General features: G+C 34.6%; 13 protein-coding genes. 7 read left to right on the top strand and 6 right to left on the bottom strand.

Features of this window, described 5'->3' with window-relative positions; translation table 11 throughout:
- Positions 1–59: 59 nt before the first annotated feature.
- A complete protein-coding gene (locus O6P34_RS04070; RefSeq protein WP_269686051.1) occupies positions 60–2,708 on the bottom strand; it encodes a TonB-dependent receptor in 2,649 nt (882 codons plus the stop codon).
- Positions 2,709–3,056: 348 nt separating this feature from the next.
- On the opposite strand from O6P34_RS04070, the gene O6P34_RS04065 reads away from it, so the two are divergent.
- Positions 3,057–3,944 (top strand): SAM hydrolase/SAM-dependent halogenase family protein, encoded by an 888-nt coding sequence (locus O6P34_RS04065; RefSeq protein WP_269686050.1) that lies wholly within the window; start codon positions 3,057–3,059, stop codon positions 3,942–3,944.
- Between the two features lie 75 nt (positions 3,945–4,019).
- Here the strand turns inward: O6P34_RS04065 and O6P34_RS04060 are convergent, their stop codons facing one another.
- A complete protein-coding gene (locus O6P34_RS04060) occupies positions 4,020–4,514 on the bottom strand; it encodes a DUF6646 family protein (protein WP_269686049.1) in 495 nt (164 codons plus the stop codon).
- Positions 4,515–4,559: 45 nt separating this feature from the next.
- Positions 4,560–5,285: a metallophosphoesterase family protein gene (locus O6P34_RS04055; RefSeq protein ID WP_269686048.1), complete on the bottom strand. Its 726-nt coding sequence runs from the start codon at positions 5,283–5,285 to the stop codon at positions 4,560–4,562.
- Positions 5,286–5,693: 408 nt separating this feature from the next.
- Between O6P34_RS04055 and O6P34_RS04050 the strand changes: the two genes are divergently transcribed.
- Positions 5,694–6,206 (top strand): MepB family protein, encoded by a 513-nt coding sequence (locus O6P34_RS04050; RefSeq protein WP_269686047.1) that lies wholly within the window; start codon positions 5,694–5,696, stop codon positions 6,204–6,206.
- A 20-nt stretch (positions 6,207–6,226) separates the two neighbouring features.
- Here O6P34_RS04050 and O6P34_RS04045 read toward each other — a convergent pair whose 3' ends face one another.
- The 3 genes from O6P34_RS04045 to O6P34_RS04035 form a co-directional block, all read right to left on the bottom strand.
- The gene (locus tag O6P34_RS04045; RefSeq protein WP_269686046.1) at positions 6,227–7,366 is read right to left on the bottom strand and encodes an ATP-binding protein; all 1,140 of its coding nucleotides are present in this window, start codon (positions 7,364–7,366) and stop codon (positions 6,227–6,229) included.
- Positions 7,367–7,436: 70 nt separating this feature from the next.
- A complete protein-coding gene (locus O6P34_RS04040) occupies positions 7,437–8,198 on the bottom strand; it encodes an SDR family NAD(P)-dependent oxidoreductase (RefSeq protein WP_269686045.1) in 762 nt (253 codons plus the stop codon).
- Between the two features lie 71 nt (positions 8,199–8,269).
- A complete protein-coding gene (locus O6P34_RS04035; protein ID WP_269686044.1) occupies positions 8,270–9,142 on the bottom strand; it encodes an aldo/keto reductase in 873 nt (290 codons plus the stop codon).
- A 212-nt stretch (positions 9,143–9,354) separates the two neighbouring features.
- Here O6P34_RS04035 and O6P34_RS04030 point away from each other — a divergent pair, with 212 nt between their 5' ends.
- From O6P34_RS04030 to O6P34_RS04010, 5 genes are all read left to right on the top strand, one after another.
- On the top strand, positions 9,355–10,359 hold the full coding sequence (locus tag O6P34_RS04030) for an AAA family ATPase (protein ID WP_269686043.1): 1,005 nt from the start codon (positions 9,355–9,357) through the stop codon (positions 10,357–10,359).
- An 80-nt stretch (positions 10,360–10,439) separates the two neighbouring features.
- Entirely contained in the window at positions 10,440–11,303 is an 864-nt protein-coding gene (locus tag O6P34_RS04025; protein WP_269686042.1) for a DUF58 domain-containing protein, read from the top strand.
- Between the two features lie 56 nt (positions 11,304–11,359).
- Positions 11,360–12,991 carry a hypothetical protein gene (locus O6P34_RS04020; protein ID WP_269686041.1) on the top strand — a complete coding sequence of 544 codons (1,632 nt, stop codon included), beginning with the start codon at positions 11,360–11,362 and terminating at the stop codon, positions 12,989–12,991.
- Entirely contained in the window at positions 12,991–13,992 is a 1,002-nt protein-coding gene (locus O6P34_RS04015) for a vWA domain-containing protein (RefSeq protein WP_269686040.1), read from the top strand. The genes O6P34_RS04020 and O6P34_RS04015 overlap by 1 nt, the downstream gene beginning before the upstream one ends.
- A 30-nt stretch (positions 13,993–14,022) precedes the next feature.
- Positions 14,023–15,054 (top strand): VWA domain-containing protein, encoded by a 1,032-nt coding sequence (locus O6P34_RS04010; protein WP_269686039.1) that lies wholly within the window; start codon positions 14,023–14,025, stop codon positions 15,052–15,054.
- Positions 15,055–15,061 lie beyond the last annotated feature (7 nt).

Genomic DNA, 15,061 nt, shown 5'->3' with positions numbered 1-15,061 from the left:
GAAGCCGTCTAAAAATACTTTTTTAGACGGCTTTGCTTTTTTAGAGTAACAGGTTTTTGTTACAAACTAAAACTAATTCTTCCAAAATAATAAGCTCCTGTAGTTCCCATTTGAACTGGTGCATATTTGAAAACATTAAAGTAGCTGTTTTCATAAATTTGTTTGTCCGGGAAAACATCTAATAAATTGTTTGCTCCCAAAGTAAATTGAATTTTTGGTGTCACTTTGTATGATACAGTTAAATCGGTAACTACTTTTCCAGCATGTTTTTGGGTAGTTCCAAAAGGAAAACCATCTCTGATTACTTCACCAAAATATGTATTTCGCAATAAAAAGTTGTATTTTTTTATGGCATAATTCATGGCGAAAGTTCCTTTGTGTTTTGGTGTATTCGTTTCAATTAAGCTTTTTTCTTGTGGACCATAATAAACCTCTTCTTGTCCTATAAATGCTGTAGGAATGTTATTCAATTCAGCATCAACTTGATTGTTGTTGTAGTTGTATAGTAAAGAAAGATTAAGATCTCCTGCGCCTAAAGTCATGTCATAATCTATAACTACATCAAGGCCATTTGTTGTTGTGTTAATTGCATTGGTGAAGAAACGACCTGTTTGTACCCCATAAGTAGCAAATAAATCACGAAGTTCTGTAACAGGCTCGCCATAAGCATCATTTCCCAGATTTCCGGTAAGGATGATTCTGTTGTCTATTTTAATTTGATAAAAATCAGCCGTAATATGTAATTTTTTCAAAGGAGAATATACTATCCCAAAACTATAATTTTTAGAAGTTTCTTCTTTTAATTCTGGAATTCCAAGTTGTTTTGCCACTTCACTGTCGTTTCTGAAAATACCTGAATTTAAGATTTCTCCATCTACAACATCGGTTGCGATATTATTGAAATATTGTTGGTGAAGCGAAGGTGCTCTAAAACCAGTACTCACAGCTCCACGAATAGAGAAGTTATCTGTAATTTTATATCGTGCAGATAATTTTCCGTTTAAAGTGTTTCCAAAATCAGAATAATCTTCATAACGACCAGAAACTCCCACTAAAAATTTATCTGTAATATCAGCTTCAACATCAGCATAGATTCCAGTACTGTTTCTATTTTTATCTACTTCATTCAAAGGAGAAAATCCAGGGAAAGATTGTGCACCACCATCAATGTATGAAGCTAATTCGCCAGCATTAATCTGGTAATTTTCTGATCGGTATTCTGCTCCAAAAGCAACATTCAATCCGCTGAAAATGTCTTTGTATAATCTTGAGATATCAGCATTTACCGTATTTTGCAAGAAAGAGTGATTCCCAGCCTCAAATTCAGTTGGACTATTGGCACCTAATGAAACGTTATTGGTGTTAGAAACATCATAAACAAATTTATTTTGACCTATAGTATTACTTAAATCCAGTTTCCAATCTCCTAATTTAAATTTAAAACCAGATATCAATGAAAGATCTGTTACTACAGAATTTAATTCAGGTTGAAATCCGTAAGGAAACAGAGAAGCAACTACATTTTCTGTTTCACTAGGTAAGCGTCTAAATCCAAAACCAGTTCCGTTTCTGTGACTTACACCACCAGAAGCATAAAATTCTATTTTATCATTCAAAGGAACTGACATGTTCACGAAGCCTTGAATGTTTTTGATTTTGGCATCACCAATCTGAAAATTAAAATCATCACGAGAAAGTCCGGCTTGTGTTAATAAATTATCGTCTATTTCACGTGCATTGTCATTACTGAAATCATAAGCGAAATAATTATCATATGCAGATTGATCAAAAATAATTAAGTTGTGGTTTTGCGCACGATTGGTTTTTTCACGGTTGTTAAACTCAGCGGTTACATTAATAAAACCACCTTCTTTACCAATTTTTGCACCATAATTCATGTTGATGTTTGTCGTCTGGCCATCGTTACGGGAAGTACTTCCGTAAGTTGTATTAATTTCTAAACCTGTATTGTCTTTCAAAACTAAATTGATAACACCGGCAATTGCATCAGAACCATATTGTGCGGCTGCACCATCACGAAGAACTTCAATGCGTTTTATTGCCGAAGCAGGAATAGCGCTCAAATCTGTCCCAACGGATCCGTTCCCAACAGTGTTTTGATAATTGACTAGTGAAGTGGTATGTCTTCTCTTTCCATTAATCAAAACCAACACCTGATCAGGACCTAGTCCTCTCAATGAAGCAGGATCAATGTGTTCTGTTCCGTCTGCAGAAGATTGACGATTTGAATTAAAAGAAGGAATAAGATACGTTAAGATATCGTTTGTACTGGTTTGTGGTGTGACATTTCTGATTTTTGCCAAATTCACAACATCAACTGGAACTGCCGTTTCTAGTTTGCTCTTTTTAGGGTTTCGGCTTCCAACAATTACAATTTCATCAAGTGTATTATTCTCTAAAGCCAGTTGAACGTTAATCGAATTGCTTTTCGCAACTACTTCCTTTGGAGTGTAACCCAATAAAGACAGTAGTAATGTAGGCGTATTTGTTTCGGCATTTATTGAAAATTTTCCCGAATTATCACTGGTAACACTAACTTTCGTTCCTTTGATTGCAATGATAACATTTTCTAAAGGAATTCCTTTTTCACTGCTAACTGTTCCTGTTATTTCATGGCTTTGCCCAAAAAACAAGCTAGTTGTAAAAAGAAGAATAGCAGTAATGCTAATTTGTAAAATTTTTTTCATAGTCGCGTTTTAATTATTTGTATTTAATCAAATGATTTTCATTGATTTAAAGAAAAATAATTTTCTTTAAATTGAAGTATTATTAATTGTAATTAAACTCTGGTAAAAAGGTCAATTATGGTGCAAATATAATTTTTTAAAAGCGAACTATAATTTTAGTATTGTAGTTTTTTTGCATAGAATAGTATGACTTTTGAATTTTTGCTTGTTTTTATGTATTAGAGAAAAGAGAATGTGTATGGTAATATCATAAATAGGGATAGTAGAGTCATGAATGCGTGTGGCAGTAAAAAAAGAAAAAAATTAAAATTAAATAAAATATCTTTGCATAAATTAAAATGTAAAAAAATGAAATTACGATTATTATTCTTTTTGTGTGCGCTAACTTTTCAGGGTTTTTCACAGAACAACGTGTTGGTTTTTCAATCTGATTTTGGGACTAAAGACGGAGCGGTATCTGCAATGAAAGGCGTAGCTATGGGCGTTTCTACTGATATCAAAATATTTGATTTAACTCATGAAATTCCGGCATATAATATTTGGGAAGCAGCTTATCGCTTATCACAAACAGCTCAATATTATCCTGCAGGAACTGTTTTTGTTTCTGTTTGTGATCCAGGAGTTGGGACTTCAAGGCATTCAGTTGTTTTGCTTACTAAATCGGGACATTATTTTGTTACTCCGGATAACGGAACATTGACATTAATTGCAGAACAGTTGGGAATTCAAGAAATAAGAGAAATCGATGAGGTAAAAAACCGTCGCGCAAATTCTAACGAATCGTATACTTTTCATGGTCGCGATGTGTATGCTTTTACAGGAGCGCGTTTGGCTTCAAAAAAGATTACTTTTGAAGAAGTAGGGCCGAAATTACCAAATGAAGTGGAAAAAATAGCCTACCAAAAACCAGTTTTCGAAAAAGGAATTATCAAAGGGGGAATTCCAATATTAGATATTCAATACGGAAATGTTTGGACAAATATTGATAAAAAGACATTCAGTAATTTAGACGTAAAACCAGGTGATTTAGTTAAAATTCAAATTTTCAATGGAACCGAAAAAGTTTACGAAGGACAATTGCAGTTGGTTAATACTTTTGGTCAGGTTGCGGTTGGAACCGATGTTTGTTATTTCAACAGCCTTTTGAATTTCGCAATAGCAGTAAATCAGGGTAATTTTTCTCAAAAACATAAAATTTACAGCGGAGCTGATTGGAAAATTTCTGTTAGCAAGTAAAACAAATCAATATTAAAACAAAAAAAGCGTTCGTCAATAAAGGCGAACGCTTTTTTTATAAACGGTAAATCAATTTTACATGTTAAACGAAGCGCCAATATTAAAACTAAATTGGTTATTTAAATGATTAAAAACTGCATTGTTGTTATCATATTTTGCTATTGGGAAAGCGGCTTCAGAATAAACACCAAAACCATCGGTGAAGAAATAACGCACACCAACATGTCCTCCAAAGTTCTTTAAACTCAAACTCAAACCAGGATAAACGTCCAGTTTTTCATCTATTTTCAGCACATTTCCAAGATTTGCATTGATTCTGAATTTAGCATCAAAACGATCTTTGAATTCTGGCTTGTCTCCTAAAATTTCGTCCACACCTAATAAATATCCTGTTGAAAATCCGTAAGATAAATTTTCTCCAAGTCCAAAATCAGTTGATAATTGAATTCCGGTTCCGCCGTTTTGAAGCGTCGCTCCAACATTAAATTTAGCATCGCCTTTTCCTTTAAAAGCTTGTGCACTCATGAATCCAAAAGATAATAATAGTGCTAATGAAATAAGTTTTTTCATTGTAATGGGGGTTAAAAGTTTGGGAACAAAAATAGTTTAATATATTTAATTCCTTCCTTTTTCGTCAAAATACAAATGATTTAAGGGTTCGCTCTGCCAAAATTCCTTAGTGTCAACATCCATAATTGTTAGTGGGCCTTTGAATGCTGCACCTGTATCAACATTCCAAATCATGGCTCTTTGCACCGGAGTTGTTTCTCCAATTCTCGAAACCGGGGTGTGGCCAATATAGATTTCTTTGTAAAGTGTAAATCGTTTTGGATAAAACAAATCGTCTTTTTTTATGTTTTTGTCCAAAGCCAATGCGGTTTCCCATAAAGTTCTGTCCCAATAAAAAAGCTTTGGAAAATACTCATAATCAATTCCGTTCATGTTGGTAAAACCGGCGTGAATAAACAATCGGTTTTCTTCATCCAAATGATAATTATCTAAAGATTTAAGGAATTCAATATGTTTTTTTTTAGTTTCGGAACTAACGGATTCATATGCTAAAACGGTAGCTTCGCCGCCATGTTGATACCACTGCAAATTATCTTTGCTGTCATTGAGCCATTCCAACAATAAATCGTCATGATTGCCTCGAATGCAAATAATGTTGTGCGTAGTTTTCATAGCAATCAAAAGATTGATTACCTGCGGGGATTGACTCCAGCCGTCAACATAATCTCCCAAAAAAATCAGTTTGTCTTTTGGGGTTACTTTGGCTCTTTCCAAAACTTGATGCAACGCGCGCAAACCGCCGTGAATATCGCCTATAACGAGTGTTCTCATGTAATAAATCTCAAATTATTGTTTTGCAAAAATAGGGGAAAAGCGGCGATTTTTTAATTTTTTTATTTAAAATTTACTGATTGTAAATTTCTCTATTCGAATGTATAACGAATGCTTTTTGCAATTATATTTCAAAAAAATATTGAAATTAAGCGATGATAAAATATCACTAAATTTAGTGATTGTTTGCTATTGAATATTAGGTTAGATTTACACAAAACTTAAACCCGTATATTATGAATGCAATTCTCGCTTTGTTATTCTTATTGACCAGTTTTATGTTCCGTATATTGAATGAAATAGTGGCTTGGTTATTGTCGTTTTAGTCAGATAATTTATTTTTTTTAAATTGTACTGATTGTCCCCTGCAATAATTTTTGAGTACAACCCAAATTCATATTCGTGTCGATGAACCAAATTCCTGTGCCATTAATTGAGACTAAAGAAAGAGTATTTGACCTGCTTGGTCTTCAACTTTTAAACCCAATGGCAGAAACAGAAAGTGTTGCCTACAGTGCATTCCGATTTGAACTTTCCCGATTTAAAATGCTTTTTCGGGAGGCAAAAATAACTCCTACCAAAACGGGTCAGTTTGTCACTTTATGGAAACGAATTGCAAATGGCCCAATTGAACCGTTTGACTTTTCGGATGCAGTCGATTTATTTATTATCAATACCAGAACGGAAACTAATTTTGGTCAATTTGTATTTTCTAAAGAAGTACTTTCCCAACATGGAATTATTACTACAGGTTCAAGAGAAGGCAAACGGGCCATTCGCGTATATCCGTCTTGGGATCAAACAAAAAATAAACAAGCGCAAAAAACGCAGAAATGGCAATTAAATTATTTTTTAGAAATCCCTTTAAATAAACCAGTAGATTTAAATCGGGCAAAAGCGCTTTATTTTCAAAATAAATAAAGATGCCGGATGTCAATAAGTTACTGTACATCATATTTCATCTTCCTCAAAATTCGCAACGCTTCCTTAAACGATAAATAGACTTGTGTGTACGGTTTTAAAAGTGTTTTGGCGTCAATCAGTTTTTGTTTGGCTTCATCAAATCCGTTGAGGTAACAAATCATAAAAGTTGAAGGCAGATTGTCTAAATCCTTGCGTTCGCGTTCGTTTAGTGTAAGTCCTTTTTCGAGTTTTTTAAGCAAAGAAATATTGGTATTGTAAATGTGAAACAACATTTTTTTATTAAAAGCCGGCGGTTCAAAAAGCATTTCACGGTCTATTTTGTAATAGCCATTGTCATGAAAATGAATCGTTTGCTGCTCCAGCGGATAGTAACTAGTTTTATCATTTAACCCTAACGGAACGTACTCAATAATAGTGAAAGTGTCATCGTTAAAAGTAATTTCAACCACATCCTGAGCAGAATAAAATAATTTAATTTGTTCGTTAATTAACTCAATATCCACGCGCGATAAATAGATTTTATCTCGAGATTTTTTCGCAATTCCGGCCCAACATATGACAAATAATTCTTTGAATACTTTGTACTTTGGAGCCATATCTTTATGTCGAAAATTCATAAAATCAATCACGCCATCCAGTGTATATTCGATGCTGTTTCTTGAATTATTTTCGATGCCAATAACGGTTTCTGTATTTTGGTAATTCTTCTCGATTTCTCCTTCAATCGGCATTGTATTGCTGCCGCGTCGTATAAAAACACTATTGGCAGGAATTGTATGAATCCCTTTTTTGAAAAAAGATGTTTTGCTTTTGGGTTTAATGGTTACCAATCCTATGACTTTATCTTTGGGCAAATTAGGAAAAGGTACATTTTCGTATTGAATCTTCGGAGGATTTTCCAGGAAAGCATTTACTAAATTCTGTATGCGACTGTCGTCAAAAAAGTCGTCGCCTACTATGCTGTTATCTTGATCTTCAACACCTACAACTATATAGGAATTGTTAGCAGGATTCGAGTTGGATAACGCACAAATATGTTTCAAAAATTTTGCTTTTCCTTCTCTGGAATGTAAATTTAACTGGCGCTTTTTATCATAAAAACTGCTCTCATCATTGTGAGCCAAAAGGTTTTTAATTAATAAGCGTTTGTTAATCATTTTTGGGATTTTGTTGATTTTAGGCCGTTTAATTTTAAAAGTTTTTTTCTAAAATCGAACGGCCTGCAATCTATAAGTCTAATGTTCTGTTCACAATTGTGGCAGAAGCTTGTGCCGTTGGAAACACAACCAAATCACCGATATTTACATGAGACGGTCTGGAAACTACAAAGTAAATAATATCAGCAATATCTTCTGCTTGTAAGGCTTTAATGTCTTTATAAACAGTTGAAGCCCGGTCCGTATCGCCTTTGAAACGCACTTCACTAAATTCCGTTTCGACCATTCCGGGATGAATTGCGCCAACCCGAATTCCGTATGGATTTAAGTCCATACGCATGCTTTGATTCAGTGCGTCAACAGCATGTTTTGATGCGCAATACACATTTCCGTTCGGATAAACTTCTTTTCCGGCAATAGAACCAATGTTGATAATATGACCTGATTTTCGTTCTATCATTTGCGGTATTATCGCTTTCGAGACATACAAAAGTCCTTTTACATTAATGTCAATCATCGCATCCCAATCGTCTAAATCTCCGGTTTGTATCGGATCTAAACCATGTGCGTTTCCGGCATTATTAATCAAAATATCAATTGTTGAAAATGCTTCCGGTAACGAATTAATGCTTTCAAAAACCGCTTTTTTATCCCGAACATCAAATGACAAAGTGTGGATTTCAGTGTATTCAGAAAGTTCTTTTTCTAATGCTGTCAATCGGTCTTCACGGCGTCCGCAGAGAATAATTTTGTAATTATTTTTAGCTAATATTCGCGCTGTTGCTCTTCCGATTCCGCTGGTTGCACCAGTTACTAAAGCTGTTTTATTCATGATTTGTTGTCCTGTTTGATGCCTTTATGTTTGTGTTTTTTGTTTTTCAAATTGTAATCTGAAACCTGTTTTTAAGGAACTTCATTTCCTGCACTTTCTGTCCAGATGGCAAACCAGTCCTCTTTATCTAATTTTAATTCGGTTGCTTTCATTAAGGATTGAATTCGGGCAACATTTACTGTTCCGGCAATAGGAATTACTTTTGCGGGATGCTGTAAAATCCAAGAAAGTAAAATAGTATCAGAGCCAAATTCGTATTTTGAAACCAGTGTGGCTAACAATTTTCTCAATCGATGTGTCTGCTCATTTTCTTGTCTGAAAACACTTCCCAGAGGATTCCAAGACATGGGACGAATATTGTGTATTTGCATATAATCAAAACTTCCGTTTAGCATTGGCTCAAAATTAGTGGCCGAAAAAGAAATCTGATTGTAGCTGATTTCCGTTTTCTGACGAATCAGTTCGGTTTGTGAGGTAGTGAAATTAGAAAGACCAAAATCAATAATTTTTCCTTCGGATTTTAATTTTGAAACCGCCTCTGCAATTTCATCAGCTTGCATTAACGGACTCGGTCTGTGCAACAAAAGCACATCTAAATAATCTGTTTGCAAATTTTTCAATGAATTTTCGACAGACCAGATGATATATTCTTTTGAATAATCATAATGTTTAATTTTTGTAGGTCTGCTTTCTGCTTTCATTTGAATGCCGCATTTTGAAATGAGCTGCATTTTTTCTCTTTCAATTTTGCTTGAAGCAAATGCTTTTCCAAATTCAGATTCAGTAGTATAGGAACCGTAAATATCGGCATGGTCAAAGGTGGTAATTTTATTTTCTAAACAAAGATGAATCATATTCTTCATTTCTTTAGTATTGAGATTTTTATCCCAAATTCCCCAATTCATAGCGCCAGCTATAATAGGCGATAATGTTGTTTTAGTCATGGCTTTTATTATTTATTCAAATTCATAATTCTTCAATTTTGAAGGGTATTTTTCAAAGTTCTTAAAAATAGACAAATTGTATCATAATTCGTCCTTAAAATTAGGGATTTCGTGGAAGTTTTAACCATTTTTTAACATCTTACTTCTAAAAAAAAATTCAATTTGCACTCTCAAAAGCTAAGCATCAAATTCAGGGTTTTAAAAATTAAAAAATGGAAGAAAATACAACGACTTTAGACATTAGAGCGATTAATGAAAAAATTGAAAGAGAGAGTGCTTTTATAGACCTCCTTACTATGGAAATGAACAAAGTTATTGTGGGTCAAAAACACATGGTCGAACGTTTATTAATTGGGCTTTTAGGTCAAGGTCACATATTATTAGAAGGTGTTCCGGGATTGGCCAAAACACTGGCGATTAATACCCTTTCACAAGCTATAAATGGATCGTTCAGCAGAATCCAGTTTACACCGGATTTATTGCCTGCAGATGTAGTGGGAACGATGATTTACAACATCAAGCAAAATGAATTTTCGATAAAAAAAGGACCTATTTTTGCCAATTTCGTCTTAGCCGATGAGATTAACCGTGCGCCAGCCAAAGTACAATCGGCACTTTTGGAAGCCATGCAGGAAAAACAAGTGACCATTGGCGATACCACTTTTAAGTTAGACCGCCCATTTTTAGTTTTGGCTACACAAAACCCAATCGAGCAAGAAGGAACTTACCAACTTCCCGAAGCACAAGTCGATCGTTTTATGTTGAAAACTGTAATTGATTATCCAAAAATGGACGAAGAACGATTGGTGATTCGTCAGAATTTAAAAGGAAGTTACGATAAAGTAAATCAAGTGGTTTCTGTAGAGCAAATTTTGCGTGCGCAAGAAGCCGTTCGTGAGGTTTACATGGATGAAAAAATTGAAAAATACATATTAGATATCGTTTTTGCCACTCGTTATCCGGAGAAATATAAATTAGCTGATTTGAAACCTTTAATCGGGTTTGGAGCTTCACCTCGTGGAAGTATCAATTTAGCAAATGCAGCAAAATGTTATGCTTTTATTAAACGTCGCGGATATGTAATTCCAGAAGATGTTCGCGCTGTAGTTCATGATGTTTTGCGTCATAGAATTGGTGTGACTTATGAAGCTGAAGCCGAAAATATTACTTCGGTGGATATCATTAATAAAATCGTAAACGAAATTGAAGTACCGTAAAAGTGAATAGTAAAAAGTGAATAGTAATTAGCCTTTTTTGGTTGCTACTCACCACTCACTTCTCACTAATTACTATAAAAATGGATACAAAAGAGCTTTTAAAAAAAGTACGAAAAATAGAAATCAAAACCCGAAGATTGAGCGATCATATCTTTTCGGGTGAATACCATACCTCGTTCAAAGGACGCGGAATGACTTTTAGCGAAGTGCGTCAATACCAGTATGGAGACGATATTCGTGCCATTGATTGGAACGTAACCGCACGATACAATGAAGCGCATGTAAAAGTTTTTGAGGAAGAACGCGAATTGACCATGATGTTAATGGTTGATATTTCCGGCTCTGAAAGTTTTGGTTCCAAAAATCAATTCAAAAAAGATATTGTTACTGAAATTGCTGCAACAATGGCTTTTTCGGCTACCCAAAACAATGACAAAATTGGATTGATCTTGTTTTCAGATGAAATCGAATTGTATATTCCGCCAAAAAAAGGAAGATCACATGTATTGCGCATCATTCGAGAACTGATAGAATTTCAACCCAAAAGCCATAAAACAGATATTGCGCAAGCCTTGAAATTTTTGTCCGGAACCCAAAAAAAGAAAGCGATTGTATTTGTTATTTCTGATTTCATGTCGGAAGATTACGAACAGACGTTGAAAATTGCGGCTAAGAAACATGATATTACAGGCATTCGAGTGTATGATATTCGGGAAGAAAAAATGCCAAACTTAGGAATGGTTTCCATGCTTGATGCCGAAACCGGTGAAACAAAATTAGTGAACACAGGTTCAAAATCAGTCCGAATAAATTACGAGAAATACTATCACGATAAGGTCAATTATTTTAAGGAAACTTTCAGAAAATCAGGTTCAGGAGTTGTAAACACAAGAGTTGACGAAAGTTATGTGACTAAATTATTAGGCTATTTTAAATCGAGATGATACCATTTACAACCTTTTTAGAGTTAAAAAAACGGAAAAGGTTAACCCAATAAAAAATGAAAATTAGACTTTACCTACTATTATTGCTGCTTTCCTCAGTTGTTTTTGCGCAACAAAAACAAGTAGTGACAAGTATTGACACTATTAAAAATAAAATTGGCGCTGAGTTCAAATTAACTTTGAAAACATCAGTCGATACGGCTTCGAAAGTGGTTTTTCCTAATTTGAAAAATATAGGCGCGCTCGAAGTGATTATGTCGTACCCAATTGATACAATCAAGAAAAACGACCGTTATGAATTAATCAAAAAATACGGATTAACCCAGTTTGATTCCGGAAGATACACGATTCCGAGCGTGAAGATTTTGATTAATAGCAAACCCTTTTTATCAGATTCTCTTTTGGTTGAAGTGGCCAATGTAAAAGTCGATACATTACAACAAAAAATGTATGACATCAAGGATATTGTTAAGTCAGAAAATCAGATTGGAGATTGGTGGAAATACCTTTTGGTACTGGCATTACTACTTGGTGTTGGCGCATTCTTGTATTGGTACATTAAAAAACAGCAAAAGAAAAAAATTGAAGCCGAAATATTCAAAACACCCATAGAAAAAGCCACGAGTTTACTCCAAACTTTAGAGAAAAAAGAGCTTTGGCAAAAAGGAGAAGTCAAAGCATATTACAGCGAATTGACGGATATAACCCGAAATTATATCGAAGAAGCGATTGAAATTCCGGCAATGGAAAGCACAACTTCGGAATTGATTCTGGGACTTCGGGCCGCATCTGTAAAAAAGAAAATGGCGCTTTCCCAAGAAACTATCGAAAACTTAGAACGGGTGTTGAAACAAGCCGATTTAGTAAAATTTGCCAAGTCAAAACCATTAGATTTCGAAATTACCGAGGACAGAAATAAGATTCAAAAAGCGATTCTTACTTTAGATAAATCCATTCCTATTGAAGTTCCTATCGAAGAAGATATTCTGTTGAATGAGGCACAAAGGCAAAATCAGATTCGGATTCAGCTTCGAAAAAAACGAAATTCCCGAATTTTAATTTCAGTTGGAGTTGTTGTTGGAATCCTATTCGGATTACTTGTTTTTTTGGTTATGACCAAAGGATTTGATTATGTAAAAGACAATTTAATTGGTCATCCGACAAAAGAATTACTGGAAGGCGAATGGGTGAAAAGTGAATACGGATCTCCTGCAGTTTTAATTGAAACGCCAAAAGTCCTCAAAAGAGTAGATACTCAGAAAATGTTACCTAAAGAAACAATGGCGTTGATTAAAGAGATGCAATTTTTTCAATACGGAAGCATGTTAGACAATTTTTATATTGTGGTTTCAACCAGTACATTCAAAAATCCGGTAGAAATTGATTTGTCGAAAGCATTAGAAGGTTCTTTGAAATTAATGGAATCCCAAGGCGCACAAAACATCATTGTAAAACAAGAAGATTTTCAAACCGGCGAAGGCATTGAAGGGATAAAAGGGTACGGGACAATGACCATTCTTAACCCAATAAATAAAACGAGCGAAAAAGCGTATTATGAAATTTTATATTTCAAACAAGAGCAAGGATTGCAGCAAATTATCATTCTGCACGCAGAAGGAGATCGTTACGGAAATGAAATAGCAGATCGAATTTTGAATTCGGTTGAATTAAAACAAGCAAGTAAATAATGGCAAAGATTACGTTTTTAAACCCAGAGTTTTTTTGGTTGTTTCTTTTGATTCCAATCGCAGTTGCCTGGTTGTTTTTGAAAAGAAACCAGCAAACGGCTACATTAAAAATCAGTTCTGTTCAAGGATTTAAAGGGTCTAATTCTCTTTTGGCCAGATTGCAGCCTTTTTTGGGTGTACTTCGATTATTGGCATTAAGCTCTTTGATTGTAGCAATGGCAAGACCAAGAACCGTTGATATCAGCAATAAAACCAAAACGACTAAAGGAATTGATATTGTTATGGCAGTCGATGTTTCCGGAAGTATGTTGGCCAGAGATTTAAAACCCAACCGAATGGAAGCGCTGAAAAGAGTGGCTGCTGATTTTGTTGTAGAAAGACCAAATGACCGAATCGGACTTGTAGTTTATGCTTCGGAAGCGTATACAAAAACGCCGGTTACGAGTGATAAAGCGATTATTCTGGAGGCAATAAAAAGTATTAAATACGATCAGGTTTTACAAGACGGAACGGGAATTGGAATGGGATTGGCCACAGCCGTAAATAGATTGAAAGAGAGTAAAGCCAAAAGTAAAGTGATTATTCTTTTGACTGACGGTGTGAATAATGCCGGTTTTATTGAGCCTGAAACCGCTTCGGATATTGCAAAACAATACGGAATAAAAGTATATACGATAGGAATTGGGACTAACGGAATGGCGTCATCTCCCTACGCATTAAGTCCAAACGGGCAGCTTATGTTTCGAATGATGCAAGTGGAAATCGATGAACAATTGATGAAAAGTATTGCCAGAAAAACAGACGGAAAATATTTTAGAGCCACCAGCAATGATAAGTTAGCCGAAATTTATGCAGCCATCAACAAACTGGAAACTACTGAAATCGAAGAATTGAAATTTTATGATTATGATGAAAAATTCAGACCATTTGTATGGTTCGCCGGATTTTTATTGTTGTTAGAAATTGGATTGCGAAACACCGTTTATCGCTCATTTATATAAAAATCTAATGACCTTTGAGGTTAAAGAAATATGGAATTAGACGAAAAAAAATATTTATACCTGTTGTTCATACTGCCAATTGTAGTATTGCTTTTTCTTTTCAATATGTATTGGAAAAGAAAAAAACAACGAGAATTTGGTGACTTGGATTTAGTCAAAAAACTAAGTCCGGAACGTTCTGTTTTTAAACCGGTTTTTAAATTAGTGGTGTTACTTTTGGCCATGACCGGATTGATTTTGGGATTGGTAAATCCAAAAATTGGAACCAAAATGGAAACCGTAAAACGAGAAGGAATTGATATTGTTTTTGCTGTTGACGTTTCTAAAAGTATGCTTTCTGAAGATGTGGCGCCCAATCGTTTAGACAAAAGCAAGCAAATTGTTTCTCAGATTATCAATCAGTTGGGAAATGACCGAATAGGAATTGTGGCGTATGCTGGAAGTTCGTTTCCGGTTTTACCGATTACAACGGATTATAGTGTGGCCAAAATGTTTCTGCAAAGCATGAATACCGATATGGTTTCATCCGTTGGAACCTCATTAGATGAAGCCATAAAATTGTCTTCTACATATTTTGACGATAAAAAAACGAGTAAGTTACTGATTATGATTTCGGATGGAGAAGACCATTCCGAAGGTGCAGAAGCCGCTGCAGAAGAAGCTAATAAATTAGGAATTAAAATTATTACCATTGGTATAGGAACCGAAAAAGGAGGTACAATTCCTTTGAAAAGAAATGGAGTTGTTGAAAGTTTTAAGCGCGATAATAATAATGAAGTGGTGATTACTAAACTGAACCAAGAAAGTTTGAAAGCTATTGCAAAAGCTACAAAAGGAGGTTATGTGAATGGTGCCAACACGAAAGAAGTTATAGAATATGTTAAAAATGCATTGAATAATATTGAAAAAACTGAATTTGAAGCTACACAAATGGCCGATTTTCAGTCGCAATTTCAATGGTTTTTGGGAATAGCTTTTGTTTTATTGCTATTGGATGTTTTTCTTTTGGAACGCAAAACGAAGTGGGTGAAAAAATTGAATTTGTTTAACGACAAAGAGTAAATAGTTC

This window comes from Flavobacterium lacustre (genome assembly GCF_027474525.2).
Lineage (GTDB): Bacteria > Bacteroidota > Bacteroidia > Flavobacteriales > Flavobacteriaceae > Flavobacterium > Flavobacterium lacustre.
This window is presented reverse-complemented; position numbering and strand designations above follow the sequence as displayed.